The following is a 26,269-nucleotide window of genomic DNA, read 5'->3' on the forward strand; positions in this document are numbered from 1 at the left end:
TGTGACTGCTCTGACATGCCGGATGCGAGAGCAGGCCGCCGTGACGGGTCTCGGCCCGGCCGACCGGCACCCTCAGGGCAGTGTCGCGGTGCGGGCGGCCCGGAGGATCGCATCGGCGGACACGTCGATGTCACGCCCGGTGGTGGTCGCGTTGGACACCGAGACGCGGATGAGTCGCTGGCCGTGCCACGTCGTGCCACCGACCCAGCACGTGCCCTCGCGCTGGACGGTGTCCACGATGGTGTCGGTGCGGCTGGGATCGCCGACGCTCACGAGCACCTGGTTGAGGACGACGTCGTTGTGGACGGTCGCCCCACCGGCCGCGAGGCGTTCGGCCATGCGGACCGCCAGGGCGCACGACCGGTCGACGAGGTCCGCGACTCCGTCCGTGCCGAGCTCCCGCAGGGCGGCCCAGACCGCGAATCCCCTTGCCCGTCTTGATGACTCGGGCGTCAGATCGCCGAGGACGGGGTCCGACACCGCGCCCGACCCCGTGAGGTATGCCGCCGCGTACGACATCGTGGCAGCATGCAGCTCCGCGTCGGCGCAGAAGGCGAGCCCGCAGTCGTAGGGGACGTTGAGCCACTTGTGGGCGTCCGTCCCCCACGAGTCGGCGAGCTCGACGCCGTCGACGAGGCGGGCGGTCCGGGGGCTCGCGGCCGCCCAGAGTCCGAAGGCGCCGTCGACGTGCACCCATGCGCCGTGCTCGTGCGCGACGGTCGTCGCCGCCCTGAGGTCGTCGCACGCTCCGGTGTTGACGTTGCCTGCCTGGAGGCAGACGATCACCGGTCGGTCGCGGACGGCATCGAGGGTGGTCCGGAGACGGTCGACGTCGATGGCGCCCTGCGAGGTGGCGGCGACCGGCTCGATGCTGCCTGTGCCGAACCCGAGCAGCCGCGCGGCCCGGTCGATCGTGGCGTGTCGCTCCTCGCTCGCGACGACGGCCACACGGGGCGCACCGAAGAGACCATCCCGCGCGACGTCCCAACCGACGTCGGCGAGCACGCGTTGTCGCCCGACCGCGAGGCCGACGGTGTTCGCGGCCTGCGCGCCGGTGACGAAGCCGACCGAGGCGGTTTCCGGCAGCCCCAGCAGGGCCTTCGCCCAGCCGCCGGCCGCCCGCTCGGCGGCTGCGGCAGCCGGCGAGAGGACCTCGTTGTAGGCGCACTGGTCCCAACCCGCGGCGAGCAGGTCTGCGGCCGTGGCAGCCGGCAACGCGCCGCCGATGACGAAGCCGAAGAAGCGAGGACCGACGGTGCCGACGAGACCGGGGCGGGCTGCAGCGATCAGCTCGTCGACGACCTCACGTGGATCGGTCGGTGCGGCTGGTAGCGCGCCACCGAATGCCGCCGCCAGGGCTGCGTGGTCGGGCGATGGCTGGACCGGGAGGTCGGCGACGGCAGCGCGGTGCCGAGCCCCCTCGGCGGCGGCCCGGGCGAAGAGCTGGTGCAGGTCGACATCCATCCCTGCACGTTCCTCCGCACGGCGGCGGGGGCGCAAGGGGATGGCCGGGCTCCGTCGATGCTCGGCGGGGACAAAGACGTTCGAGAGCGCGTGTCGCGAGTCAGTTCCTCTGTGCAGCAGCGGATCTGAGGTGGCTTGGGTCTTGACGGTGAATTCGAACACATGTTCTAATTGACCATGGACGACGCGCTGGAGGTGAGAGGCCACTCTCCGCTCCATGCTGTGCGAGGTGCCGACGCCATCGTCGATCTCGAGCGTCTGGCCGATGTCTACCGCTCGCGCGCCGCCGGCCGCGTGCCGCTCCGCCAACGCCACCTGTCGCTCCTCGAGCGGACGCTGCGCAAGCAGGTGGCAGAGACGCTGCTCACCCACCTGCTGCCGGCGCTCGTCAGCGAGCTGCTCGAGGCCGCAGCCGACGACCTGTCCCACGCGGGGCCCGAGGATCCGCTGTCGGAGCTCGAGTCGCTGGCCGACGCCGAGCTCGGGGTCGTCGAGTCGGTCGAGCGCTGCAAGGCGGTGCTCGACGCCGCGGGCCTAGAGTCACTGGCCCGGCTCCGCTCGACCATCGAGTCGGCCGAGCTGGCGCGTTTCGCCGAGCTCGACCGACCGCGACCCCCGGGCTGGGTCGACGCCGACGAGCTCACGGCCATGGAGGTCTCCACGGCCACCGGCCTCGGCACCCACGAGGTGCGGGCACGGCTCGACCTCGCCACTGCCCGCACGCCCGGCGCGACCGCGCTCCGGGGACGCCTGCGGCAGGGCGCGGTCACGCTTTACCGCGCGTGCACGATCCAGAGCGAGATTGCCACGTTGCCACCCGAGTCCGGGCCCGGCATCGTCGACGCGGCGCTCCGGTTCAAGGACGACGCTCCGCCCTCCCCCAGCCTCTTCCGTCAGCGGCTCACGCGCGCCTGCCTTGCCGCCGACCGCGAGGCCGCCGAGCGCCGACGCGCAGCCCGACGGCGTCGGAGCGCCTACGCACAGATCGACCGCGACGGCCTCGGGGTGCTGACCGTCGTCAACGACGCCGACAAGATCATCGCCGCGATGGAGCGAGCGGATGCCGTGGCCAGGGCAGCGCGGGCGCAGGGCGACCCACGCGATCTCGACTCCCTGCGCGCCGACGTCATCACCGACACCCTCATGTTCGGATGGCCCGTGCCCGCCCCAGACGCTGCTTCGTCTGCCCGGAGCACGGTGGACGATGACGTATGCCGCCCCGGCAGTGAGTGGTTCACGCGCCTCGGTCGCCGGCCGGCGGCGACGGTGACCCTCGTGGTTCCCTTCACGACGGCGGTCGGCCTGACCGACGCGCCGTGCGAGGCCCCGGGCCGTGGCTGGGTGACGGCCGAGCACGCCCGTCAGATCATGCTCAACGACGGCTCGACGTGGCGCCGCCTGGCCGTCGACGCCGACACCGGCGCCGCCGTCCACCTCGAGACGCTCGCCTACCGGCCGACGGCGGAGATGCGAGCCCATGTCGAAGCCGTCGACGGGACGTGTCGCGCACCCGGATGCACCGTGCCGGCCGCGCGGTGCGACCTCGACCACGACGTCCCGTGGCCGTATGGCCCGACCGACGTCACCAACCTCACGAGCAAGCACCGGCAGCACCACAACGTGCACACCCACGGCCACTGGCTCGTCCGCCGCGATGGTGACCGAGTCCGTTGGCGCACCAAGGCCGGGCGGGTCTACGACACCCACCCGAAGGACTGGCTCGACGGGGTGCGCGACGCGCGACCGCTGGCTCCCACACCGGGACGACCAGCCATCGGGTCGTCGCGCGAGAGCGAGCCGCCGCCCTTCTGAGCCCGTGCGTCATGCCCGCCCTCGCCTGCGCTCAGGATGCCGCCGTGAGCGGCTCGGGCAGACGGAAGACGCCGTCACGGGTGGCGAGGTAGAAGCCGAGCAGGTCGACCCCGTGGACCGCGCAGCGGTCGATCGCCAGCTGGTGCCATGCCCGGTCGACGTCATCAGGCCCCGTCCCTCGAGGGCGGCCTCGACCGATGAGGACCGAACCGTCGTTGTCGGCCACGAGCGGCAGGAGCAGGCTGAGCAGCTGGGCCAGACCACTCGCCTCGGCGTCGGGCGGCACGTCGTGGAGCAGGATCGGCTGGATGCCCCGGTCCTCGGCATCGCAGATCACCAGGGCGACACAACCGGTGGCGCGGTCCGTCTCGCCGACGATGAGGTCGATCACGTCCGAGGCGACGCGGCGGTTGGTCAGTGGGATCTCGCTCGCCCGAGGGGGCAGGTCGTGGAAGGTCATGCGCCTCATCGTCGCCAGAGTCGGGCGAGGCGTGCCGGAGTTGTCCCCAGCCCCCGTCGCGGGTCACCGTCGTCGGCGCCCTCCGGTCCGCGACGACCGCGACGACCGCGACGACCGCGACGCATCCGTCCTCGGTCGGCCTGTCTGTCTCGTCACGAATTGTCTCCGGCCCTCACCAACGCGCCTAGCGTCGGAGATGAGCAGGACCACTCTTCGAGGAGGCCGAGATGTTCGGCAGAGCGTCCGTTCGTCGGACGCACACAGTCACTCTGGCAGTCGCACTCGTGAGCACGGTCCTCGTGGCGTGCAGCTCCCCGGTTCCGGACCCGGACGTCCTGCCGACAGAGTCCGAGGCGACGTCGGTATCGCCCTCGCCGGAGCCGCCCCTGCCGACGAGCGACGACCCGACGACCACGACCGAGCCCACGACCGAGCCCACGACCGAGCCCACGACCGAGCCCACGAACACGAGCGAGCCCACGACCACGACGAGCCCGTCGCCCACCGATCTGGAGGGCATCTGCGCCGAGCTCTACGCGTCACGTGGCGACATTCCGGACGCGGAGGACATCAGCGACTCCATGGCACTCGAGGAGAGCTGGCACTCGGACCTGTTGACCGACGCTCTGAGCTCGCTCCCGGACGGCACGCCGTCGCAGCTGACATCCGCTCTTCGCGAGGCACGCGAACTCAGTGACCGTGCGTCCCAGCTCTATGCCCGACGCGTCATCGTCAGCGACGAGCTGACCCAGATCCAGCAGCGGCAGGACGAGCTCTCCTCGGAGGTGGCCACGATCGCCGCCTCGGTGAGCGCCCCGTCGTGTGGTGACCTCGTGACGCTGCCGTGAGCGGGCAGAGCACAGACCGGAGGGGAGTGGCACCCATGACCACGACGAACAGTCCTCAGTCGAATGACCTCGAGCAACGACTGGATCGCCTCGAGACGAGCAGCGCGCCGAAGCCGTGGTTCCGGCAGGCCTCCGTCATCATCTCGATCGTCGCGCTCCTGCTGTCCCTGTCGGCCACGGTCTACGGCGAGCAGCGAGCCGGCGCGCGGGACGCATCGACAGCGAGGGACCGCCTCTCGGGGCTCATCGCCCGCCTCGACGCCCTCCCCAAGGAGAACGCCTCTCTCATCGCGCAGTATGCCGACGACCCCCAGACCCTGGCCAACCTCGGGTCATCCACCCAGACCGAGCTGGTGGTCACCTCGCAGCAGGCAGCGGACATCATCTCGGTGATCCCGGACGACGTGTCCGGTGCCGAGTACTACGCCGTCGGGGCCGGACTCGCGTTGGCAGGCAACTACGGCAGAGCCCAGGCGATGTTCGATACCGGACTCACGCGAGAGAGCGACCCTCAGACGCAGGCCGCCATCTGGCGTACCAAGGCAAGCATCTACTTCGGTTCAGGCGATCTGGATCGTGCTCGCACGGCGATGTCGGAGGCGTTGAGCGTCTTCACCAGCGCCGGTGACAGCGGCTCGGAGCTGCAGGCCACCTACACCGAATGGCAGTGGTCGCTCGGCGAGCTGTTCGCCCGCCAGTGCTCGGACGCCCAGGTGCACCTCGGTCGCGCGCGCGAACACCTCGCCAGTACGCCCGCGAGCCCGGTCGCGCAGATGTACGACGGCCTGGTGACGCAGACCGAGTCGGCCGCCGAGGAGTGCGTGCCCTGAGGGCCCGGTCCGGGATGGACCGGACACGACAGGGCCGGGAGCACCGCCATCTGGCGCGGCTCCCGGCCCCCTCCCGCTGGGTTACGGCATACGTCAGGCGACGCGCTGCTGCGGCGCGGTCTCCTTCGTCTTGCCCGGGTCCTTCTCGACGATGTCGCCGAGGACGTCGTCGATCTTCGTCATGAGCTCGGGCTCGAGCTTCACGCCGGCCGCCTTGACGTTCTCGGCGACCTGCTCGGGACGCGAGGCGCCGACGAGGGCAGCCGCGACATTGGGGTTCTGGAGCACCCAGGCGACGGCGAGCTGCGCCATGGTCAGGCCGGCCTCGTCGGCGATCGGCTTGAGGTTCTGCACACGGGTCAGCACGTCGTCGTTCATGAAGCGCTTGATCATGTCGGCGCCGCCCTTCTCGTCGGCGGCACGCGAGCCCTCGGGCGGCTGCTGACCGGGCTGGTACTTGCCCGTCAGCACGCCCTGCGCGATGGGGCTCCACACGATCTGGCTGACACCGAGCTCTTCGCAGGTGGGGACGACCTCGCCCTCGATGACGCGCCACAGCATGGAGTACTGGGGCTGGCTCGAGATGAGCTGGAAACCGAGCTCCTTTGCGAGAGTAACGCCCTCGCGGATCTGGTCGGCCGTCCACTCGCTGACGCCGATGTAGAGCGCCTTGCCCTGGCGGACGACGTCGGCGAAGGCCTGCATCGTCTCCTCGAGCGGCGTCTCGGTGTCGTAGCGGTGAGCCTGGTAGAGGTCGACGTAGTCGGTCTGCAGACGTTCGAGCGAGCCGTTGATCGATTCCATGATGTGCTTGCGCGACAGGCCCGTGTCGTTCTTGCCACCGGGGCCGGTGGGCCAGTAGACCTTCGTGAAGATCTCGAGGCTCTCGCGCCGCTCGCCCTTGAGGGCATCGCCGAGGACGCTCTCGGCCTTGGTGTTGGCGTAGACGTCCGCCGTGTCGAAGGTGCTGATGCCGGCGTCGAGCGCGGCCCGGACGCACTGGGTCGCGACGTCGTTCTCGACCTGCGACCCGTGGGTCAGCCAGTTGCCGTAGGTGATCTCGGAGATCTTGAGTCCGCTGTTGCCGAGGTATCGGAAGTTCATTCTTCTACCGTATGCCGCCCCGCAGACGGCGCCAGAGGCGCCCGGTCGACTGGTGAGACGGTGCGCGACGAGTGCACGCGGAACTGCCGGGGCGGGTACGAACGTTGCTCAGTGACCGGCGGCCCGACCGCCGCGTGAAGCGGAATCTTCACGTTCACTTGAACGTTGGACTGCTTGAGGAACGCGTGGACAGAGGGTCCACGCCCGAACCCGGAGGGGGTGCACCATGAGGCGAAGGAAGTACGAGGAGTTCGAAGAGGACAACGGAACCGTGCTGCGCTACGCCCGCCACGACAACGGTGGCGGTTTCGTCGAGTCGCACGCCCACGTCGACCCGGCGGCCTACGTCGCCGAGAACGCCTATGTCGACCGCGGAGCCGTCGTCGGCGCAGGGGCACGCATCGCGACCGGCGCCTGGATCGACCGCGGCGCGGTCGTCCACGCCGGAGCCAGCATCGGCACGACGGCCCACGTGGCCGCGGGCGCCGTCGTCGGACGCGACGCCCGGATCGGCGCACGCGTCAAGATCGGCGCCAACGCCCATGTCTGGGACGGCGCCCGCGTCGACAGCGACGACGTCATCGCCGAGAGCTCCGTCGTCCGCACCGGCTCGCAGCGCCGCCGCGCCGCCTGACCCGCGCCACCCGACGCGCGGAGGGCAAGGCCGGAGTCACCCGGCCCGCCGTCCGGCGTCGCCGGCGAGCGAGCGCACCGACGTGCACGACAGCCAGGGGTATGCCGTCCGGCTGGCTGACGGGTCGAAACGCAGGTCGGCGCGGTCCATCGCCAGGCTCATCCGGGCCAGGCGGGCCAGGGACGGCCGAACGGGGCGCGCGGCCTGGCCCATGACGTGCAGCACGAGTCGCGGCACGTGACGCGGAGCCTGACCCGGCCGGACGAGACCGGCGAGCTCGTCGAGCGTGAGGTCGTCGGGGCCGCCGACGTCGACCACCTTCCCCCTCAAGGTCTCGTCGGTCGCCGCACGCGCGACGGCGGCCGCGACGTCCTCGACGCTGACGAAGTTCACGGGGTTCTCCCCGTCGCCGAAGACCTGAGGTCCCTTGCCGCCCGCGGCCGACTGCTGGAGCATCTCGATCCACATCTCGGCGAACGCCGAGGCCCGCACGATGGTCCAACGGACCCCGCTGGCACGGAGGTGCTGCTCGGCGGCCCACTTCATGCGGTGCAGCTCGAGCGCATGGTCGGGTGACGCGTCGACCACGGAGACGAGCACGACGTCGGCCCCCCGGGCTCGCGCTGCGTCGATGAGCGCGATGTTCCCATCGCGGTCGACGCCAGCCGGCGACTCGCCCTTGGTCGGGTCCATCCCGTGTGCCGCGGCGACGACGACGCGGGCTCCTTCGAGTGCCCGATCCAACGTCTCAGGGCGGCGCAGGTCCGCGGCGACGAACTCCGCACTCGGGATTGGGGGCGCGGGAGCAGCGCGGGCAACGACCCTGACCCGGTGCCCTCCGTCGACCAGCCGAGCGGAGACGAGACGTCCGAGGCGGCCGGTGCCGCCGATGACCGCGATCATGGCCACTGTCCTTCCGTGGACTGCCCTGGCGTGGGCGCGCGGCGCGGGGAGATGCTCGCGTCCCTCCCAGACTCCCACCCGGCCGGGCGCGAGGGCAGCGCGTCGCGGTGATCTCCCGGTCACACCGGTCCGCCGTCAGTGGGTGCCGGCCACCCGGCATACGGCAGCGGCGACGGCTGGGGCGACGCTCGCGTCGAAGACACTGGGGATGATGAAGCTCGGGTTGAGCTCGCCCGGCTCGACCGAGTCGGCGATGGCGCTGGCCGCGGCGACCATCATCGCGTCGGTGATGTCGGAGACACCCGCGTCGAGCAGGCCCCGGAAGAAGCCCGGGAAGACGAGGACGTTGTTGATCTGGTTCGGGTGGTCGGAGCGACCCGTGGCGACGACGGCGGCGTGCTCGCTCGCGGCGATGGGGTCGACCTCGGGCACGGGGTTGGCGAGCGCGAAGACGATGGCATCCGGCGCCATGGTCGCGATGTCGTCACCCGTGAGCAGGTCCGGCGCCGAGACGCCGATGAAGACGTCCGCACCCACGAGGACCTCCTTGAGGGTGCCGCTCTGGTGACTGGTGTTCGTGTGGTCGGCGATCCACTGGCGGAAGGGCTCCATGCCCTCGTTGCCGTTGTGGACCGCACCGGTGCGACCGCAGGCGACGATGTCGCGGGCACCCTGGGTGAGCAGGAGCCGGATGATGGCGTGGCCGGCGGCGCCGACGCCGGAGACGACGATGTGCACGTCGTCGATGGACTTGTTGACGACGCGCAGGGCGTTCTTCAGGGCGGCGAGGACGACGATCGCCGTGCCGTGCTGGTCGTCGTGGAAGACCGGGATGTCGAGGAGGTCACGCAGGCGTGACTCGATCTCGAAACACCTCGGGGCAGAGATGTCCTCGAGGTTGATGCCGCCGTAGACCGGGGCGATCGCGCGCACGATGTCGACGATCGCGTCGGGGTCCTGGGTGTCGAGGCAGACCGGCCAGGCGTCGACTCCCCCGAACTGCTTGAAGAGCGCTGCCTTGCCCTCCATCACCGGCAGCGCCGCGAGCGGGCCGATGTTGCCGAGCCCCAGGACCGCCGAGCCGTCCGTGACGACGGCGACGGTGTTGCGTTTGATGGTGAGCCTGCGGGCGTCCTCCGGGTGGTCGACGATGGCCTGGCAGATGCGCGCGACGCCTGGCGTGTAGGCGCGCGACAGGTCGTCTCGGTGCTTGAGCGGCACCTTGGGGTTCACCTCGATCTTGCCGCCGAGGTGGAGCAGGAAGGTCTGGTCGCTGACCTTGCGGACGACCGCACCCGGGATCGCCGCGATTGCCTCGGTGATGAGGTGACCGTGGGCCTCGTCCCGCGTGTCGCACGTGACGTCGACGACCAGTCGGTCGGTGCGGCTCTCCGCGACGTCGAGCGCCGTGAGGGCTCCACCGGTCGAGGAGACGGCGGTCGTGAGGGCCGAGGTCGCGTTGGCGGCAGCAGGCACCTCGACCCGGACGGTGATCGAGTAGCCAGGACTCGGGATGGCCATGACAGTCCTCTCGCGCAGAGCAACGTTGCCCGACGAGCCCATCCTCTACCGTCCACGCCGATGCGGCGGGATGTCGCGGATCTGGGCCGACCGTGCCTCGCTCCGATCCTGCGACCTGACCGGCCGGGTCGAGGTCTTTCGCCTCTGGCGAGCGTGTGGACTGCCAGCGAGGCTCGACGTGACGGGGCCCGTCGGTCCCCGTGATCTTGAGGAGGAGCCATGGGCATCAGCCGAGTCGGACGAGGGCTCGCGATCATCGCGGCGGCCGGGCTGGGGGTGGCGCTCACGACCACGGCGCAGGCGGCGACCCCGGACGACATGCACTACCCGGCGGCGAACCTCACCTATGCGCCTGTCGACATCGGTGCGCGAGGCGTCCAGTACACGCACGTGACCGGGATCAACAGCACCGGGACGATCGTCGGGGACTACGGGGACAAGCAGGGACAGCACGGGTTCGTGAACGATCAAGGGAGCATCAAGGTCGTCAACGTCCCGCGTGCGAAGCGGACCGTGTTGACCTCGATCAACGATGTCGGGACCGTCACAGGCGTCTACTGGAACGCGGGGAGCCCCATCGAGCACGGCTTCGTCCAGACGGCTGCCGGCGCCTTCACCCCCCTGGATGACGTGGCGGCGCAGAGCACGAGGAAGCGCGACGTCTGGGGAACGGTGCCCGAGGGCATCAACAACGCCGGTCTCGTCGTCGGCTACTACTTCACGACGACACCCAACGGCGCTGTCTGCGGGGACACCGCGTGCGACAAGACGGTCGCGCACGGCTTCACCTGGACCGAAGGCAGCTTCACGACCTACGACCCACCAGACGTCGGGACCCAAGACAACCCGCGCACCGGGACACGGCTGTTCGACGTCAGCAACAGCGATGTCGTGGTCGGCTCGTACCTCTACCTCGCCCCCTTCGCTGGTGAGCCCGACCCTGTGGGAGTCACTCCGGGCTTCAGGATGGACCCGAGCGGGGGCAGCTTCTCGACCTTCGTCGACCCCGGGTTCCCGGCCAACTGGTGCTGGTCGACGACGCCGTCCGCGGTCAACGCCAGCGGCACCGTCGCAGGACTCACCGTCAACGGGTGCGGGATGAGCGACGTCGCCTGGCTGCTGCCGGCCGGTGACAGCACCTTTGCCTCGGCCACCGAGGTCTTCTACCCCGGCAGCACCTACACCGAGGTCGGTGACCTCAACGACGCCGGCGTGGTCGTCGGCTCCTGGACGGACGTCGACGGACGCGACCACGGCTTCATCGCGCCCCCGGAGTGACCATGACGGCCGGCCGCCGGCGCTTGTACACGCCATGGATGCACGAAGAGGGTGACCCGGACGGGTCACCCTCTTCGTGGTGGTTCTACGGCGTGGTCAGCTGCAGCCGCTGGTGCTTCCGCAGCCCTCGCAGACGTAGCAGGAGCCGGCGGGACGCATCTTCGTGCCGCAGGTCATGCAGATCGGCGCGTCGGCGGTGATGCCACCGAACTTCTCGAGCAGCTCGGCCGAGCTGTGCACGTCGTTCGAGATCTCGCGGGCCGAGGCCGCGCCGGCACCCGACTTGACCTCGGCGGCCGCGGCCGGGGACTCGGCCTGGACCTCCTCGGCCTTGTGCTCGGCCTTCTTCGAGACCGGCGCCGACTGCTGGAGCGACTCGAGCTCGTCCTCGAGGTCCTCGTCGGACTCGTCGGACTCGGTGGCCTCGTAGGAGCCGGTCTCGACCTGGCGGGCCCGCTCCGACGCCGTGTGGATGCCCATGAAGGAGCGCGTGTCGAAGTCGAGGTAGTCGAGCGCGAGGCGGCGGAAGACGTAGTCCATGATCGACTGCGCCATGCGCACGTCCGGGTCGTCCGTCAGGCCGGCCGGCTCGAAGCGGAGGTTCGTGAACTTCTCCACGAACGTCTCGAGCGGCACGCCGTACTGCAGGCCGATCGACACCGCGATCGAGAAGGCGTCCATCACGCCGGCCAGGGTCGAGCCCTGCTTGCCGAACTTGAGGAAGATCTCGCCGAGCTGCTGGTCGTCGTAGGTGCCGGCCGTGAGGTAGCCCTCAGCCCCACCGACGGCGAACGACGTCGTCTGCGAGGTGCGGCGCTTGGGCAGGCGGCGACGGACCGGGCGGTACTCGATGACCTTCTCGACCTTAACCTCGGCAGCAGCAGCGTCAGCAGCGGCCTTGTTGTCCTTGGCCGTCGAGCCACCGTCGGACAGCGGCTGACCGACCTTGCAGTTGTCGCGGTAGATGGCGAGCGCCTTGATGCCGAGCTTCCAGCCCTGCATGTAGACGTCCTGGATCTCCTCGACCGTGGCCGTCTCGGGCAGGTTGACCGTCTTGGAGATGGCACCGGAGAGGAACGGCTGCGTCGCGGCCATCATGCGCACGTGGCCCATGGCCGAGATCGAGCGCGCACCCATCGCGGTGTCGAAGACCTCGTAGTGCTCGGGCTTGAGCCCGGGGGCGTCGATGACGTGGCCCTTGTCGGCGATGTACTCGACGATCGCCTCGACGGTCTCGCCGGTGTAGCCCATCTTGCGCAGCGCGCGCGGGATCGTCAGGTTGACGATCTGCATCGAGCCGCCACCGACGAGCTTCTTGAACTTCACGAGCGAGAAGTCCGGCTCGATGCCGGTCGTGTCGCAGTCCATCATGAAGCCGATGGTGCCGGTCGGGGCCAGCACCGACGCCTGGGCGTTGCGGTAGCCGTGCTTCTCACCGAGCTTGACGACGTCGTCCCACGCCTTCGTCGCGAGCTTGTGGACGTCGGAGTCCATCGCGTCGAGCGTCTTGATGTTGTCGTTGGCGGCCTGGTGCTTGCGCATGACCCGCTTGTGGGCGTCCGCGTTGCGGGCGTAGCCGGCGTAGGCGCCGACGACCGAGGCCATCTCGGCGGAGCGCTTGTAGGCGGCACCCGTGAGCAGCGACGTGATCGAGGCTGCGAGCGCGCGGCCACCCTCGGAGTCGTAGCCGTGGCCGGTCGCCATGAGGAGCGCACCGAGGTTGGCGTAGCCGATGCCGAGCTGGCGGTAGTTGCGCGTGGTCTCGCCGATCGGCTCGGTCGGGAAGTCCGCGAAGCAGATCGAGATGTCCATCGCCGTGATGACGAGCTCGACGACCTTCTGGAAGGTGACGGCGTCGAACGTGTCGTCGTCGCGCAGGAACTTCAGCAGGTTGAGCGAGGCGAGGTTGCACGAGGAGTTGTCGAGCGACATGTACTCCGAGCACGGGTTGGACGCGGTGATGCGGCCCGTCTCGGGGTTGGTGTGCCACGCGTTGATCGTGTCGTCGTACTGGATGCCCGGGTCGGCGCACTCCCATGCGGCCTTGGCGATCTTGCCGAAGAGCTCGCGGGCGTCGACGGTGTCGATGACCGAGCCGTCGCCGCGCGAGCGCAGCCCGAACTCCGTGCCGTCCTCGACGGCCTTCATGAACTCGTCGTTGACGCGGACCGAGTTGTTGGCGTTCTGGTACTGGACGGAGACGATGTCCTTGCCGCCGAGGTCCATGTCGAAGCCGGCGTCACGCAGGGCGCGGATCTTGTCCTCCTCGCGCGCCTTCGTCTCGACGAACTCCTCGATGTCGGGGTGGTCGACGTCGAGCACGACCATCTTGGCTGCACGACGCGTGGCGCCGCCCGACTTGATGGTGCCGGCGGACGCGTCGGCGCCGCGCATGAAGGACACCGGACCCGAGGCCGTGCCACCGGAGGAGAGCAGCTCCTTGGAGGAGCGGATGCGGGAGAGGTTGAGGCCGGCGCCGGAGCCGCCCTGGAAGATCTTCCCCTCCTCCTTGTACCAGTTGAGGATCGAGTCCATCGAGTCGTCGACGGCGAGGATGAAGCAGGCGGAGACCTGCTGGGGGCTCTTGGTGCCGACGTTGAACCACACGGGCGAGTTGAACGAGAAGACCTGGTGCAGCAGGGCGTGGGTCAGCTCGTGCTCGAAGATCTCGGCGTCGTCGGGCGCGGCGAAGTAGCCGTTGCTCTTGCCGGCGGCGACGTAGGTCAGCACGACGCGGTCGATGAGCTGCTTGAGCGAGACCTCGCGGGCAGCCGTGCCGACGGCGCCGCGGAAGTACTTGGTGGTGACGATGGTGCTGGCGTTGACCGACCAGAAGTCGGGGAACTCGACCCCGCGCTGCTCGAAGATCGTCTCGCCCGTCTTCCAGTTCTGCTGGACGACGTCGCGCTTCTCCCACGTGACCTCGTCGTACGGGTGCACGCCGGGCGTGGTGTAGATGCGCTCGATCTTGACGCCCTTGGCGCCTGCCTTCGAGCGTGAGCTGCGGTTACCGATCTCCGTCATGTCGTGCGGCCTCCCTGACCGAATCTGCTGCTGGTTTAAGTGTTGCGTGGGGCACCGACAGTGCGGGGCCCCGGACGTGCTGTGGAGGGTGGTTACCGCTGGACGTCGAGCCGGGACGGAGCGGTGGGCTCCTCCCCCAGCGCGTCGTGCTCGGCTCGGAGGAGCGCGATGGCTCCCTCGAAGTCCTCGAGGCTCTCCCACGCCTGGTAGACGCTGGCGAACCTGAGGTACGCGACCTCGTCGAGCTCGCGGAGCGGTTCGAGGACGGCCATGCCGACCTCGTGCGCCTCGATCTCGGCGTTTCCCTGCGACCGGATCGTCTCCTCGACCTTCTGGGCGAGAAGGGCCAGGTCGTCCTCGCTGACGGGCCGCCCCTGGCATGACTTGCGCACGCCGGAGAGGACCTTGGCCCGACTGAACGGCTCGGAGGCCCCCGACCGCTTGATCACGTTGAGGCTCGAGGTCTCGAGCGTCGTGAAGCGGCGGTTGCACTCGGGGCACTGGCGCCGACGCCTGATGCAGGCGCCGTCGTCGGTCGTGCGCGAGTCGATGACCCGCGAGTCGGTGTGGCGACAGAACGGACAGTGCACGTCTGGTCACCTTCCCTTCCCCGAGACCCAGTCGTTCAACGGTTCCAGGCCCTCCCGTATGCCGCCTCCAGCCCGTCCCGCACCCCGCCCGGTGTTCGTGGGACCGGTCGGGCCTTGGGGACGGATCTGGGGATGACGTGGGGATGACCTGTGCGTAACCCCCGTTTGCCTGGGGACTACATGTGGATGTCTTACATCTGTGTAACTACTAGATGTAGGGGTAACTGTAGGCATGGTGTGACCCCGATCGCAAGCACGTCAGCGCGGTCCGGCGCGTCGCGCCCCTGACCTGCACAAACGTCACTCCAGTCCCAGCCGTCCCGGCGCGTCGCGAGACGTCGACCCCCAACATCTAGGGGTGGACCATGCCCTCCACTCCCCCATCTGCGGGTCCACGAGCGTATGCCGTCCCGCCGCGATCGCGGTCAGCGACCCCTGCGCGCCCGGGAGTCCCACGCGGCCCGGCGGACCGGGCGCGGGCGCGACCCGCGCCGCGGGCGCGTCAGCGGGCTGCGTCCTCGCCGACCTGTGCCTCGAGCTGGCGAACGCGGGACACGAGGCCCTTGAGGAGCAGCACGGCGGTGTGCGGGTGCTGGTCGATGAGGTCGGTGAACGCGGCCGGCGACAGCCGGAAGGCGGTGAGGCCCTCGGGCCCGCTCGTGACGGTGGCCGTGCGCCCCGACCCGTCGATGAGGGACATCTCCCCGAAGTAGTCGCCCTTCGCCAGCGAGCCAACGGCACGACCGTCGACGTCGACGTCGGCCGAGCCGTCGAGCAGCATCACCATGCCGGCGTCGCGGTCGCCCTGCTTGACCATCGGCACACCGGGGCTGACCTTGACGGTGGAGCCGCGGGCGATCACCTCCTCGACGAGGTCGTCCGGCAGCTCGCAGAAGAGCTCGACCGCGCACAGAGAGTCCTTCAGGCTCATGCTTGCCTCCCACACCCGGGCCCGCCACACGGGCCAGCCCTTCGACGGTAGCCCTCCGGGGCACGCGTGGGGTCCGCATTCGACGAAGATCCGTGGCGGCTCAGGGGGTCGGTCAGCGGAGCCGCGCGATGCCCGGCCGCGTCGCGAACCACAGGCAGAGCACCGACATCGCGGCACCGTAGACACCGGCGGCCGTGAGGACGGAGGTGGCGGCCGCGAGCGCACCGAAGGCCGGGATCGCGAGCGGCACCAGCGCCATGTCGCCGAGGCTCGAGACCGACGAGACGCGTCCGAGGTGGCTCGGCGCGATGGTGCGCTGGTAGGTGCCGGACAGCCAGACCGACGCCGCGCCGGCCGCGACGCCGACGAGGAGCATCGACACCAGCAGGACGGCGCGCGAGCCGACGCCGGTCCCCGCGATGCACACGCCCTGCCCGACGAGGACGGCGAAGCCGGCGCGGGCCGGGCGGGCCACGCGCCACCGGATCCCGAGGACGCTCCCCGAGATCGCGCCGACCGCGAACGCCGCCTCGGCGGCGCCGAGCCAGGCCGGGCCCCATCCCGAGCCGCTGACCCGCAGGGCGATCCCGAGGGCGATGACCGGCGACACGAAGACGTTGAGGGCCGCGAGCCCGAGCACGAGCAGCCGGGCCGACTCGTCCCGACGCAGGTATGCCGCCCCGTCCCTCAGGCTGGCCGTCCACGACGTGAGGGGCACCCGAGGCATCCGGTAGCGCGGACGCACCACGACCGCGAGGACGGCGGCGACCGCGAGGAAGGTGACGGCATTCGCGAGCATGGCCCCGGCGGGGCCGAACGCGGCCACGGCCACGCCCCCGGCCGGGGCGCCCAGCAGGCGCGCGACGCGTCCCCCGATCTGGTTCCAGCCACTCACGGTCGCGAGGTCGGCGGGCCGCACGAGCTGGCGGGCGAGCGTGGCCCCCGCCGGCAGGGTGAGCCCCGTGGCGGTGCCGAGCAGGACACCCATCGTGACGAGGAGCGGTGCGCCCCTGACTCCGGCGGCCCACGCGGCTGCGCCGCCGAGCAGCACCACCGCCTGGGCGAGCCGGCCCGTCACGAGGATGCGACGGGTGTCCCACCGGTCGGCGATGACCCCGCCGAGGAGGACGAAGACGGCCTGCGGCAGCGTCTCGGCCCCGAGGACGACGCCGGCCATCGCCGGGGACAGCGTGTGTACTGCGGTCCAGGCCAGCGCCACCGTCCACACGGCGTCGCCGAACCACGAGAGCGCCATCGAGCCCACCCAGGTCTGCACCATCCGGTCGCGGGTGACGGGCGGGGGTGCGGCGCCGAGGAGGGTCGGCTCGGCGGGCTGCGGGTCCGGGGCCGCGCGCGCGGTGCGGGTCGTCGTGACGTCGGCGCGGTCGCTCACGGCTTCACCGGCCCGCTCGGGAAGACGCGCGCTGCGACGCGGACCGGGAGGCGCTCGGCGTCCGGGCGCGCCTGCGCGTCGGCACGGCACTCCTCGCTCCACTCGACGACGAGGTCGGTGAGCCGGCGACTCAGCTCGCCCATCTGGTCGACCGTGGCGGTGACGAGCGTGTCGGACGCGACCGACGCGTGCCGCACGTCGGGCGGGGCGGACTCGCCCTCGGCCAGCCACCGCTGGACCGCCCGCACGTGGTGGCGGAAGTTCTCGGCCTCCGCCGCCCCGGCGATCCGTCGCGCCACGGTCCCCTCGCCGTAGTCCGTGGCGTCCCACGAGAGCTGCCGAGGACGACTGCGCCACCAGCTCTCCCGGGTGTCCCGGGCCAGCTCCGGCGCCGGTTCGACGAAGCCGTAGCGGTGCAGCGTCCCGAGGTGGTGGCTCACCGAACCGGCCGCGAGGCCCGTGCGCTGTGCCAGCCGCCCGACGGTCGCCGGGCCCTCGACGGCCAGCAGCTCGCACAGCCATCGGCGCGTCGGGTGGTGGAAGGCCGTGAGCACGTCGAGCAGGGCGTTGCCCCTCTCGCTGCCGAGCTCGTCGCCGTCAGACGGACGAGTGGCGGTGTGGCGTTCGGAGGCGGTGCGACGTGGCATGCGACCCACCCTCAGGGGCCGCGGCCACCGTGCACAAGACTTCTTGTATAACTGGGTGGGCGTCGCCGACGACGAGACATGGCGGGGTGGGTTCTTGCCCTCGAGCGCCTCCATGACAGAGTCTGCCTATCGTGACAAACCGGACATCATCACCAGACGTCCTCGACCCCGCCCAGCGACGCGAGGACGCGTTGGCGGGCTACGACGTGCTCGGCAACGCGCCCGAGCGCGAGCTGCAGGCCCTGGTCGACATCGCGGCACAGGTGTGCGCCGTCCCCCGGGCGGCGATCAACCTCATCACCGCGACGCACCAGCAGCAGATCGCCACCACCGGCTTCGCCGCCTCGATCTGTGCCCGCGAGGACTCGATGTGCGCCGCCGTGCTCGAGCACACCGACCGGGTCGTCGTCCCGGACGCCAGCCTCGACGCCAGGTTCCGCGAGAACCCTTTCGTGACAGGCATCCTCGGCACCGTCCGCTTCTACGCGTCAGCACCACTGACCACACCGGACGGCGTCATCATCGGTCGCCTCTGCGTCTTCGACTCCCAGCCCCGTGAGCTCGACGAGTCCCAGGAAGAGGCACTCGTCGCCATCGCCGAGCGCGTCGTCGACGTCCTCGAGCTGCGCCTGCGCACCCGGGAGCTCGAGGACTCGCTCGCCACCCTCACCGAGACGAGGGACGAGCTCCACCGCTCCAACGAGGCCCTCTCGGTCTTTGCCGGACAGGTGAGCCACGACCTGCGCACCCCGCTCACCGCGATCATGGCGAGCACCGAGATGCTGGGCCAGCAGCCGGCGGTGGCTGCGGACGAGTGGTCCGAGCGTCTCGTCGCCACGGCCTTCCGTTCCGCGACACGCATGGCCGGCATGATCGAGCAGATCCTTGCCCACGCCAGGGTCGGGGCCGAGCTGCACCGCAGCGACACCGATCTCGACGGCGTCCTCTCCTCGGTGCTCGAGGACCTCGCCCCGACGCTCAGCGCCCGGTCGGCCACCGTCACGGCCGGCGCCCTCCCGACGCTGCCCGCGGACGGGCAGCAGCTCTACTCGGTGCTGCTCAACCTCGTGTCCAACGCCGTGAAGTACGCCCGGCCCGGTGTCGCTCCCCTCGTCGAGATCTCGTCGACGCGGGTCGACGGTTCATGGCGTGTCTCGGTGCGTGACCACGGGATCGGCATCTCGGCCGCCGACCGTGACCGCGTCTTCGGTCTCTTCAACCGGGTCGAGACCTCCGTCGACGGCAGCGGCATCGGCCTGGCCACGGTCAAGCGCATCATCGAGGCCCACGGCGGGTCGATCGGGATCAGCTCGGTGGACGGCCCTGGGACCGACGTGTGGTTCGAGCTCCCGGCGGAGCTGCCGGGCCAGGACGGTCAGGACCAGCCGGACGGCACCCGCGCGGACTGACCGGACGGCGCGCCCGGGTGAGCACGACGAGCGCGACCACGACGGCCAAGGGGGCCCGCACGTCCATGAGGAGCACGTGCAGGACCGTGGCGACGTAGGCCCAGACCGCGGATCCGTCGTCGAGGGCGTCGCCGACGGCGAACGCCCCCGAGCGTGCGGCGTCGTCGAGCAGTACGGCCCCCGCGTGGGCCGCGGCCCCACCGATGGACGCGAGAGCCGCCCACCGCAGTCGCGGCAGCACCGACCTCGTCGTCCGGGCCGTCCCCGACCCGCGCGACGCCAGGAGCGGACCCTCTGCGCCGCCGCCGGCGGCAGCTCTAGGGCCGACCCGTGGCCGCAACCCCGGCCGGGACAGTGCGACGGCGAGGACGACCCCGAAGCCGACGACGCCCAGCAGTGCGCGGGGCGAGAGCGCGTACAGGGCGCCGTCTCCGGCAGCGGTCCCGCCGTCGATGACCCAGCCCACCGCGACGTAGGGCAGCGCCTGGAGCGCGACGAGCCACCCGCACGCCCAGAGGACGAGGCGGTCTCGGCGGACCGCGACAGCCAGCGCCTCGAGGTCGCGGGTCGGGCCGTCGGCGACGGTCCTCACGGGAGGAGCCTCGGCCAGCGCATCGGGTCGGTCCCCAGACTCGGGCCGGTCGTCGTGCACGCTCGTTCGTCGGCGCCCTGGAGCACCCGCAGGTCGGGACGACCCGCCGCGACGGCGACGAGGTTGCGCGCACTGTCGGTGCCGGCCCGGAGGTAGTCGGAGTGGCCTCCCGAGGTGCGGCCCGTGTCGACGAAGTCGGATCGCGAGTGGAGCCAGTGGTTGCACCCCGTCCCGGACAGCTTCAGGGCGAAGGTCGAGAGCCGGGTCGCGCCGGAGACGTCAGCCGCCGACGTGCCGTGCACCAGCCAGCCGTAGCTGAAGACGTCGTCTCCCACCGCGCCGAGGACGTTGAGGGACCCGGGCTTGAGAGCCGTGCGGGCGACGTCGCTGAACGGCAGACCCGGCACACCGAAGACCGCGACGTCGTCGACAGCGCTCGTGCGCAGCGCGGCGTAGCCGGCCAGGGTCCCGCCGTAGGAGTGGGCCCAGACCGTCTGGTGGGCCGGTCGTTCCCGAGCCGCCTCGACGCCGGTGACGAAGTCGGACAAGGCACCGGCGTTGTCGCGGGCGAGCTTGGCGCTGAGGACGTTCCGGTCGACGGAGGTGACGATCTCGTGGACCTGCGGCGCGTCGTAGCCCATCCACGTCACGACCGCGACGTCCTCGCCGCGCGCCACCTCGCGGGCCTCCGAGCGCATCCGCACGAAGGTCTCGTCGTAACGACGCAGGTCGGCGCCGACCATGGTCGAGAGCCCACCGACGAAGGTGACGACGTGCTCGGCCCGGTCGACGTCGCCGACCGCGACGACCGCCTTGACGTCGGGCCCGGTCGCGTCGACGAGGAGCAGGCGCCGCTGTCCGCCGTCGCGCCGTGACAGCACGTCGCGCACCGCCTGCAGGGCCGCGACGTGCTCGGCCGAGCGGGTGCGCTCGGCGGCATTGCTCACGGACGCCCCAGCCTGCGCCTCACGAGCACGGGCCCGGGCGGCCTGCTCCGCTCGGGCCAGCAGGGTGAGGTTGGCCTCGTGGCGAGCGGCGGCGGGCACCCCGTCGCGGGGACCCACCCACTCCGGACGATCGCGGACGACGCGGCGCCGCTCCTCGTCGGTCAGGGACCGCCACCAGGCGGCGGAGGCGAACACCTGGCCGCCGGGTCCACCGGCCGCCGACTGCGCCGCCGGTGGGGGTGGCAGCGACGCCGGGACCACATGGGCAGCGGTCCCCGGCGGCGCGGTAGAGCCACGAGCCGCGGTCAGCAGTGCCCGCCACAGCTCGTCGTCGGTCTCGAACGCCGATCGTCGGGCCTGCGACAGGCAGGCGTGCACCTCCACCCTCAGCAGCTCGTCGAGCCGGGCCCGGTGCGCCTCGCCCGCAGGGTCTCCGAGCGAGGCGCGCACCGGCAGGAAGAGGCGACCCTCACCGTCGACCCAGGCACCCTCGTCGGCGGCCCGCCGGTCGGCGCGACCGACGAGGTCGAGCGCGGACTGGAGGCGTGACGCGGCGTGTCCGACGGCGTGACCCGTCGCGGCGATGCTCCCCGCGAGCCTCCCGAGCCCGGCGACGACGAGACCGTAGCGGTCGACTGCTGCCGACGAGGCGGCACCGGACCACCGGGCAGCAGCCGAGCGACGCCAGAGCACGAGCTCGGCCAGACCGAGCACCCGGCACCGGCGCTCCTCGAGACGCCGACTCAGCTCGACCAGGGACTGCGGCCGGCAGGCGCGCAGGTCACCGACCGTCATGATCAGCGACGCGTTCGAACCGGTCCCGCCCAGGCTCCCCGGGCTCCCCGCGCTCATCGGGCGCCACCGGGCGACCGCACGGCCAGACGCGCCGCCTGCTCGACCGCGTCATAGGTGTCGGCCGCGGCGGCGAGGCAGCGACCCAGCTCGCGCAGCTCCCAGCGCATCCCGGCCAGCCGCGCCTCCCAGGCCGCCGCCACCTGACCGAGGCCCGAGGCGACACGGCCCCCGGGCACCGCCGCGCCCAACGGCCGCAGCTCGGCGGCGATCTCCAGCCGTTGCACCCGCGCCAGCACCTCACCGATCGAGGTGGCGTCGTCGCGCAGCGCGTCGGTGTCCACGTCGTAGCGCATCCCCTGCTCCCTTCCCGAGGCAGCAACGCTAGGCCGGGCCCGGGACGGCGGGAGCCCGTCATCCACAGGACCGCGGTCGAGCCCGGTCGCGCGGGCGACCTTGCGCCACAAGGACGGCGCCACGACCAGGGGTCGGGACAGCAGGACGCCGCACCCCCGGTCAGGGGTGCGGCGTCCGGGGCAGGAACGGCGGGGTCGAAGCGCCGCTACCGCCAGCCGCTGAAGGTGGAGCCAACGCGGCGGATCAGGAGGGCCGGGACCGGCGCAGCCGAGCACACGGCAGACGACACGGGACGGGCTCTGGACGGGCTGGACGGGCTGGACGGGTCAGCGACCCGGGACGACGAGCTGCTGGCCGCTGTGGATCGCTGTGGTGCTGAGGGCGTTGGCGATCTGGAGCTCGACGACGCCCTCGGCCGTGGTCAGCTCGGGCAGCTCGCGGGCGGCGATGCCCGACAGGGTCTGGCCGGACTGGACCGTGATCGTGCGTGGCTCGCCCGTGGCCGACGCGAGCTGGCCCGCCAGGCCGACCCCGAGGACGGAGACGACGCCCGCGACGAGGAGCGTGACGACGAGGCGGCCGAATCGCGTCAGGCGCATCGGCGGCCTCGCGGCACGGGCCGCACGCGCGGCCTCGGGCCCGGTGGGGACGAGGACGAGGCGAGGCCGGCCGGTCGACTGCGACCGCGCGGGCTCCTCGGTGTGCGGCTGACGAACGGCCTCGAGGACGATGGCGCTCATGGTGACCTCCCCTTGCTCCTGAACTGGCGAACACATGTTCGATAGAACGTCTGTACGAGTTGTAGCACGTATGTTCGACGAAGTCGAGACACGCATCGAACAGGTGTTTGGCAACTGTGTTCGAACTGCGTAGTCTTTCCTCACACCACAGACCTCACCAGCCACCACTGACACTGGCCCCACACCCAGCGTCACGACGCGGTCTGACGAGCCGACGAAGGGGACACCATGGGCGTGACCGAGCTTCCCGATCGCGAGACCGGCGACGGTCTCACCGTCCGCCAGCGGCGGGTGCTCGAGGTCATCCGCAACTCCGTCGACCGGCGCGGCTACCCGCCGAGCATGCGCGAGATCGGCGACGCCGTCGGCCTCGCCAGCCCCTCGAGCGTCTCGCACCAGCTCAACGCCCTCGTCGCCAAGGGCTACCTGCGCCGCGACCCGAACCGGCCGCGGGCCCTCGAGGTCGTCTCGCCCGACGCGAAGGCCGAGGAGCTCGGCTACCGCGGGGGCGACGCCACCGCGCCGCGTCCGCGCGGCGACCACTACGACACGGAGACCGACTCGGGCGATGCCCGCCCCGAGGCGTCGTACGTGCCGGTGCTCGGCCAGATCGCGGCCGGTGTGCCGATCACGGCCGAGGAGGTCGTCGAGGACGTCTTCCCGCTGCCCAAGCAGCTCGTCGGCGAGGGCGACCTCTTCCTCCTCAAGGTCAACGGCGACTCGATGGTCGAGGCCGCGATCTGCGACGGTGACTGGGTCGTCGTGCGCCAGCAGCAGCACGCCGAGAACGGCGACGTCGTGGCCGCGATGCTCGACAACGAGGCCACGGTCAAGACGTTCAAGCGCACCGACGGGCACGTGTGGCTCATGCCGCACAACCCCGACTTCTCGCCCATCGACGGCGACCACGCGACGATCCTCGGCAAGGTGACGGCGGTCCTGCGCCGGCTCTGACAGCGCCCGCTCCCCCACCGACGACGGATGCCGTCGGCGCCCTCCGCGCCGACGGCATCGTCGCGTCCCGGGAAGCGTATCGGGTGAGGCGGCGACAGACTCTGAGCCGTGAGCCCTGCGAAGGAGACCGCCATGGCACCTGGCCGCACCCGCGACGTCGTCCTCACCTACCGCTACCTGCGCGGCGCGATGATCGCGCTGCTGCTCTTGCTGCTGCTCTCGGTCGGCTACCAGTGGTGGTGGGAGACCGACCACTCGTGCTGGCTCGGCTCGATCAGCGCGTACTACTACACGCCGGCGCGGACCGTCTTCGTCGGCTCGCTCTGCGCGCTCGGGGCCAGCCTCATCGCCTACAAGGGCCATTCGCCCGAGGAGGACGTGCTGCTCAACTTCTCGGGCTTCATGGCGTTCGTCGTCGCCATGGTGCCGACGGTGCCGGACGGACGGTGCGGGCCGAACGCGTACACCCAGACCCCGACCGAGATCGCGGCGGCCGTGCGCAACAACATCTGGTCGCTCGTCGTCGTGGCGGTGCTCGCGGCCCTCGTGGCCGCCTGGCTCAAGCGGGGCGCGATGACGCGCGACCCGTCCGAGCGGCCCACGGTGCGCTCGGTGGTCGTCTCCGTCGTGTGCGGTGCGGTCCTGCTCGGTGAGCTGACCCTCTTCCTCGTGCTGCGCGACCGCTTCATCGCGCTGAGCCACGGCATCGCCGCGGGCACCATGGTGGCCGGGGTCATCGCGGTCATGGTCCTCAGCGCGCTGAGGGCCGAGGAGCGGCACCGGGGCGCAGCCGGGGCCGCGGGGGCGAGCGGGACCGCCTACAAGCGCATCTACATCGCCATCGCGGTCGCCCTGGCCGTCGCCCTCGGGGTGACGGTGCTGACGGCCCTGACGGTGAGCGGCTTCGACCACCTCGTCCTCATCGCCGAGGTCATCATCATCGTGCTCTTCGCGGCGTACTGGGGCGTGCAGACCAAGGAGCTCTGGGACCTGCGCGAGGCCGACGGCACCGAGGCGCGGTCGGCTCGGTCGGTGGCCGAGTAGCCCTCAGGACAAAGGCGGTTCGTCGCCCAGGGCACCGAGCCACCAGGTGCCTGCATCGCCGTGCTCGACGGCCTCGGCCGGCGTCAGCGTCGCGGTGACCCGTAGCCACGACTCGGCCCGGCCGAGCCGACCGAGCCGCAGCGCGGACGGCAGCGCCGCCCGCAGCTCACCGGCCGGGACGACGTCGCCCCAGACCTCGAGCGCGGCGTCCCCCACCCGCCGCAGCCGGGGATCGTCGGGGGTCGTCTCGAAGCGGTGGAGCAGCACGTTGAGCGGGACGAAGAGCGCCGAGAGCGGGTGCGCGAGCAGGGCGTCGCCGAAGTCGAAGAAGCGCATCCCGTCCGCCGTCGCGAAGACGTTGCTGGCGTGGAGGTCGTTGTGCACGAGGCTCTCGGGCAGGCCGAGGGCCTGGACGTCCTCGGCCCACGCCGTGACCGCGGGGAGCAGGGCGCGCAACCGGTGCGCGACGTCGCCGGACATGCGGCGCGGGTCGTCCGTGGGCAGCCCCGTCAGGGACGCGACCCGCGCCTCGACGTACGCCGCCGCCTCGGCCGGGCACAAGCTCGTGACGCCCGCAGCGACGAGGTCTGACCCGTGGCCGACGAGGTCACGTTGGAGGCGCATCGCCTCTGCGGCGACTCGGCACCAGGCATCGACGTCGTCGTCGTCGACCGTCTCGGCGAGGACGGGACCCTGGTCGGGGACGAGGTGCAGACCCCGCTCGAGGTCGACCGCGACGACCGGGACGACCCGGCGGGGCGAGAGCCGGTCGAGCACGACGAGCAGCGCCGCCTCGAACGACTGGTGGTCGCAGTTCTGCTTGGCCCAGTAGGTGGCGCCGTCCGACGCGGCTGCGCGCCACACCGTCGACCACGGACGCTGGTGCACCGCCTCGAGCGACACGAGGTCGGCGCCGAGACCGCCCAGGACCCCACCGACCCAGTCGCGCAGCTCGCCCTCGAACGCGGCCGAGGTCCAGCGGACGGACGGCCCGGGCCCGGACTCCGGGAGGGCGGCATACCAAGGCAGCTCAGTGCCCGAGAGCATCACGCAGCTCCGTCAGGGTCGTGCCGAGAGGCGCGTGGAGGCGCAGGGTGGCCTCGGCGTCGCCGCGCGTCGCCGAGCGGGTGACGATCGCGACGGGCACATCGCGCTGGTGCGCGCGACGGACGAAGCGGTAGCCGCTCATGACCGACAGCGACGACCCGAGGACGAGGACGGCGCCGGCACCCTCGACGAGCGAGAAGCAGTGCTCCACCACCGCCTTGGGCACCGACTCGCCGAAGAAGACGACGTCGGGCTTGACGGTGTCGTGGCCGCAGACGAGGCAGCGCGGGGCGTGGAAGGACTCGACGAGCGCGTCGGCGAGCACGATGTCTCCGTCGGGACGCACCTGCTCCCCCCACTGCGAGCCCACCGCGTGCGCCGCCTCGGCGAAGCGGTCCATGAAACCGGGGTTGGCCTCGGTCATCCTCTCGTGCAAGCCGATTCGGGAGGTGTACTCACCGCATGTGAGGCAGACCGCGCGCTCGAGCGACCCGTGCAGCTCGATGACGTCGGTGGCGCCCGACGCCTGGTGCAGGCCGTCGACGTTCTGGGTGATGATCGGCCCGACGTAGCCCGCGCGCTGGAGGTCGGTGACGACGCGGTGGCCCTCGTTGGGAGCGGCGGCGTTGAACCGTTGCCAGCCGATGTAGCTGCGGGCCCAGTAGCGCCGGCGGGCGTCGCTCGACCCGGCGAACTCGCCGTACGTCATCGGCTCGACGCGACGTGTCCCGTCGGGTCCGCGGTAGTCGGGGATGCCCGAGTCGGTCGAGAGCCCCGCGCCGGAGAGCACGACGACCCCTCCGCCGCTGACGAGGTCGACGAGGTCGTCGAAGCTGCCGAGGTCGTGCGTCTGGAGCGGAAGGGTGCGCGACGTGGACAGCCGGGTGGTCGCCGTGGTGACCGCCGCGGCCGTCGTCTGCGGGGGTATGCGGTCCGGCTGCTGCACCC

At 71.3% G+C, this 26,269-nt stretch carries 24 protein-coding genes; 8 read left to right on the plus strand and 16 right to left on the minus strand.

Annotation, left to right across the window (positions count from 1 at the left end; all coding sequences use genetic code 11):
- Positions 1-72: 72 nt before the first annotated feature.
- Complete coding sequence (locus ACSQ2D_RS13200; protein ID WP_435986398.1) at positions 73-1,464, minus strand: pyridoxal phosphate-dependent decarboxylase family protein; 1,392 nt, start codon at positions 1,462-1,464, stop codon at positions 73-75.
- 222 nt (positions 1,465-1,686) lie between these two features.
- On the opposite strand from ACSQ2D_RS13200, the gene ACSQ2D_RS13205 reads away from it, so the two are divergent.
- Positions 1,687-3,276, plus strand: a complete 1,590-nt coding sequence (locus ACSQ2D_RS13205) for an HNH endonuclease signature motif containing protein (protein WP_435986399.1) — start codon at positions 1,687-1,689, stop codon at positions 3,274-3,276.
- A 31-nt stretch (positions 3,277-3,307) separates the two neighbouring features.
- Here ACSQ2D_RS13205 and ACSQ2D_RS13210 read toward each other — a convergent pair whose 3' ends face one another.
- On the minus strand, positions 3,308-3,736 hold the full coding sequence (locus ACSQ2D_RS13210) for a hypothetical protein (RefSeq protein ID WP_435986400.1): 429 nt from the start codon (positions 3,734-3,736) through the stop codon (positions 3,308-3,310).
- 284 nt (positions 3,737-4,020) lie between these two features.
- On the opposite strand from ACSQ2D_RS13210, the gene ACSQ2D_RS13215 reads away from it, so the two are divergent.
- Together ACSQ2D_RS13215 and ACSQ2D_RS13220 are read left to right on the plus strand one after the other, a co-directional pair.
- Complete coding sequence (locus ACSQ2D_RS13215) at positions 4,021-4,584, plus strand: hypothetical protein (RefSeq protein WP_435986401.1); 564 nt, start codon at positions 4,021-4,023, stop codon at positions 4,582-4,584.
- 35 nt (positions 4,585-4,619) lie between these two features.
- Complete coding sequence (locus ACSQ2D_RS13220) at positions 4,620-5,414, plus strand: tetratricopeptide repeat protein (RefSeq protein WP_435986402.1); 795 nt, start codon at positions 4,620-4,622, stop codon at positions 5,412-5,414.
- Between the two features lie 93 nt (positions 5,415-5,507).
- On the opposite strand, the gene ACSQ2D_RS13225 is transcribed toward ACSQ2D_RS13220, so the two are convergent.
- A complete protein-coding gene (locus tag ACSQ2D_RS13225) occupies positions 5,508-6,518 on the minus strand; it encodes an aldo/keto reductase family protein (RefSeq protein ID WP_435986403.1) in 1,011 nt (336 codons plus the stop codon).
- Between the two features lie 226 nt (positions 6,519-6,744).
- Between ACSQ2D_RS13225 and ACSQ2D_RS13230 the strand changes: the two genes are divergently transcribed.
- Positions 6,745-7,152, plus strand: coding sequence for a transferase (locus ACSQ2D_RS13230; RefSeq protein ID WP_435986404.1), 408 nt, complete (start codon positions 6,745-6,747; stop codon positions 7,150-7,152).
- 36 nt (positions 7,153-7,188) lie between these two features.
- Here ACSQ2D_RS13230 and ACSQ2D_RS13235 read toward each other — a convergent pair whose 3' ends face one another.
- Together ACSQ2D_RS13235 and ACSQ2D_RS13240 are read right to left on the minus strand one after the other, a co-directional pair.
- A complete protein-coding gene (locus ACSQ2D_RS13235; protein ID WP_435986405.1) occupies positions 7,189-8,055 on the minus strand; it encodes an SDR family oxidoreductase in 867 nt (288 codons plus the stop codon).
- 135 nt (positions 8,056-8,190) lie between these two features.
- Entirely contained in the window at positions 8,191-9,576 is a 1,386-nt protein-coding gene (locus ACSQ2D_RS13240; protein WP_435986406.1) for an NAD-dependent malic enzyme, read from the minus strand.
- 219 nt (positions 9,577-9,795) lie between these two features.
- Between ACSQ2D_RS13240 and ACSQ2D_RS13245 the strand changes: the two genes are divergently transcribed.
- Positions 9,796-10,854, plus strand: coding sequence for a hypothetical protein (locus ACSQ2D_RS13245; RefSeq protein WP_435986407.1), 1,059 nt, complete (start codon positions 9,796-9,798; stop codon positions 10,852-10,854).
- 96 nt (positions 10,855-10,950) lie between these two features.
- Here the strand turns inward: ACSQ2D_RS13245 and ACSQ2D_RS13250 are convergent, their stop codons facing one another.
- The 5 genes from ACSQ2D_RS13250 to ACSQ2D_RS13270 form a co-directional block, all read right to left on the minus strand.
- Positions 10,951-13,878: a vitamin B12-dependent ribonucleotide reductase gene (locus ACSQ2D_RS13250; protein WP_435986408.1), complete on the minus strand. Its 2,928-nt coding sequence runs from the start codon at positions 13,876-13,878 to the stop codon at positions 10,951-10,953.
- 92 nt (positions 13,879-13,970) lie between these two features.
- On the minus strand, positions 13,971-14,468 hold the full coding sequence (nrdR, locus tag ACSQ2D_RS13255) for a transcriptional regulator NrdR (RefSeq protein WP_435986409.1): 498 nt from the start codon (positions 14,466-14,468) through the stop codon (positions 13,971-13,973).
- A gap of 502 nt (positions 14,469-14,970) precedes the next feature.
- The gene (locus tag ACSQ2D_RS13260) at positions 14,971-15,399 is read right to left on the minus strand and encodes a Crp/Fnr family transcriptional regulator (protein ID WP_435986410.1); all 429 of its coding nucleotides are present in this window, start codon (positions 15,397-15,399) and stop codon (positions 14,971-14,973) included.
- Between the two features lie 112 nt (positions 15,400-15,511).
- On the minus strand, positions 15,512-16,792 hold the full coding sequence (locus ACSQ2D_RS13265; protein ID WP_435986411.1) for an MFS transporter: 1,281 nt from the start codon (positions 16,790-16,792) through the stop codon (positions 15,512-15,514).
- A complete protein-coding gene (locus ACSQ2D_RS13270; RefSeq protein WP_435986412.1) occupies positions 16,789-17,439 on the minus strand; it encodes an ArsR/SmtB family transcription factor in 651 nt (216 codons plus the stop codon). The genes ACSQ2D_RS13265 and ACSQ2D_RS13270 overlap by 4 nt, the downstream gene beginning before the upstream one ends.
- A gap of 131 nt (positions 17,440-17,570) precedes the next feature.
- Between ACSQ2D_RS13270 and ACSQ2D_RS13275 the strand changes: the two genes are divergently transcribed.
- Positions 17,571-18,848 (plus strand): sensor histidine kinase, encoded by a 1,278-nt coding sequence (locus tag ACSQ2D_RS13275; RefSeq protein ID WP_435986413.1) that lies wholly within the window; start codon positions 17,571-17,573, stop codon positions 18,846-18,848.
- On the opposite strand, the gene ACSQ2D_RS13280 is transcribed toward ACSQ2D_RS13275, so the two are convergent.
- The 4 genes from ACSQ2D_RS13280 to ACSQ2D_RS13295 all read right to left on the minus strand — a co-directional run bounded on the left by ACSQ2D_RS13280 (position 18,745) and on the right by ACSQ2D_RS13295 (position 22,276).
- A complete protein-coding gene (locus ACSQ2D_RS13280) occupies positions 18,745-19,440 on the minus strand; it encodes a hypothetical protein (RefSeq protein WP_435986414.1) in 696 nt (231 codons plus the stop codon). The two genes, ACSQ2D_RS13275 and ACSQ2D_RS13280, sit on opposite strands and share 104 nt — an antisense overlap.
- Positions 19,437-21,182: an alpha/beta hydrolase gene (locus ACSQ2D_RS13285; protein WP_435986415.1), complete on the minus strand. Its 1,746-nt coding sequence runs from the start codon at positions 21,180-21,182 to the stop codon at positions 19,437-19,439. Before ACSQ2D_RS13285 ends, ACSQ2D_RS13280 begins: the two co-directional genes overlap by 4 nt.
- A 53-nt stretch (positions 21,183-21,235) precedes the next feature.
- Complete coding sequence (locus ACSQ2D_RS13290) at positions 21,236-21,535, minus strand: hypothetical protein (protein WP_435986416.1); 300 nt, start codon at positions 21,533-21,535, stop codon at positions 21,236-21,238.
- 327 nt (positions 21,536-21,862) lie between these two features.
- Positions 21,863-22,276 (minus strand): LysM peptidoglycan-binding domain-containing protein, encoded by a 414-nt coding sequence (locus ACSQ2D_RS13295; protein WP_435986417.1) that lies wholly within the window; start codon positions 22,274-22,276, stop codon positions 21,863-21,865.
- A 228-nt stretch (positions 22,277-22,504) separates the two neighbouring features.
- Here ACSQ2D_RS13295 and lexA point away from each other — a divergent pair, with 228 nt between their 5' ends.
- Positions 22,505-23,230, plus strand: coding sequence for a transcriptional repressor LexA (gene lexA, locus ACSQ2D_RS13300; protein ID WP_435986418.1), 726 nt, complete (start codon positions 22,505-22,507; stop codon positions 23,228-23,230).
- 132 nt (positions 23,231-23,362) lie between these two features.
- Positions 23,363-24,274, plus strand: a complete 912-nt coding sequence (locus ACSQ2D_RS13305; protein ID WP_435986419.1) for a hypothetical protein — start codon at positions 23,363-23,365, stop codon at positions 24,272-24,274.
- Between the two features lie 3 nt (positions 24,275-24,277).
- On the opposite strand, the gene ACSQ2D_RS13310 is transcribed toward ACSQ2D_RS13305, so the two are convergent.
- Both ACSQ2D_RS13310 and ACSQ2D_RS13315 read right to left on the minus strand, forming a co-directional pair.
- Positions 24,278-25,321: a phosphotransferase gene (locus ACSQ2D_RS13310; protein ID WP_435986420.1), complete on the minus strand. Its 1,044-nt coding sequence runs from the start codon at positions 25,319-25,321 to the stop codon at positions 24,278-24,280.
- A complete protein-coding gene (locus ACSQ2D_RS13315; RefSeq protein WP_435986421.1) occupies positions 25,305-26,267 on the minus strand; it encodes a Sir2 family NAD-dependent protein deacetylase in 963 nt (320 codons plus the stop codon). The genes ACSQ2D_RS13310 and ACSQ2D_RS13315 overlap by 17 nt, the downstream gene beginning before the upstream one ends.
- Positions 26,268-26,269 lie beyond the last annotated feature (2 nt).

The sequence above is a fragment of the Terrabacter sp. LjRoot27 genome (genome assembly GCF_964254175.1).
Classification (GTDB): Bacteria; Actinomycetota; Actinomycetes; order Actinomycetales; family Dermatophilaceae; genus Terrabacter.